This is a genomic window from Nostocoides australiense Ben110 (genome assembly GCF_001050535.1).
GTDB classification, from domain to species: domain Bacteria; phylum Actinomycetota; class Actinomycetes; order Actinomycetales; family Dermatophilaceae; genus Nostocoides_A; species Nostocoides_A australiense.
This window is the reverse complement of record NZ_HG764815.1, coordinates 4,251,085-4,251,924: the sequence shown is the minus strand read 5'-3', so window position 1 is coordinate 4,251,924 and position 840 is coordinate 4,251,085. Positions and strand designations below refer to the sequence as shown.

Below are 840 nucleotides of genomic sequence, written 5' to 3'. Positions count from 1 at the left end.
CCGCCGCCGGGGATGGTGCCGGTGGCGCCGCCGTTCGACGACGCGCGCCGGCGGGAGATCCGCGGAGTGCTGCGCCACCCCCTCGAGAACCTCACCCTGATCGTCGCGGTGCTGGTCTCACTGATCGTCATGAGCGTCTCGATCGGATCGGTCGTCGACGCTCTGCGCAACGGGCGGGAGCCGGGGATCTATTCGCTGCTCTTCGCGCTGGCGCCGCTCGTGCTGTGGCTGATGCGCGGGCAGCTGATGGCCCGGCTGCGGGTCGGTGGGGTCAAGATCACTCCCACGCAATACCCCGAGGCCTACGCCATGCTCCAGGAGGCCGCCGCGGCCTTCGGCATGAAGAAGGCGCCCGACGCCTATGTCGTGCTCGGCAACGGCATGATCAACGCGGCGGCTTCCGGGCACGGCTTCCGGCGGTTCATCTTCGTCTACAGCGACCTGTTCGAGGTCGGCGGACGCCTGAAGAACCCCGACGTGCTGCGGTTCATCATCGGCCACGAGGTGGGCCATATCGCCGCGGGGCACGCGTCCTACTGGCGCTGGCTGGGCATCTTCGGGTCGCAGATCGTGCCCTTCGTCGGGCCGGTCCTCTCCCGCGCACAGGAGTACACAGCGGACAACTTCGGTTATGCGTATTGCGCGCGCGGCAGCGCCCCGGCGATGCAGACCCTCGCCGTCGGCAAGTACCTCAACCCGACCGTCGACATCAATGCCATCGCCGACCGGGCCGAACAGGAGAAGGGCTTCTTCATCTGGCTCGTCAACGCCCTCGCCTCGCACCCGGTGCTCGCCTGGCGCGCGCACGCACTGCGGGACCGGTCGGCGCCGGGCCGGCTG

General features: G+C 69.3%; 1 protein-coding gene. It reads left to right on the top strand.

From position 1 onward, the window contains the following. Positions 1–21: 21 nt before the first annotated feature. Positions 22–840 (top strand): M48 family metallopeptidase (locus BN11_RS26400; protein WP_235435577.1); only part of this gene is annotated, 819 nt, incomplete at its 3' end.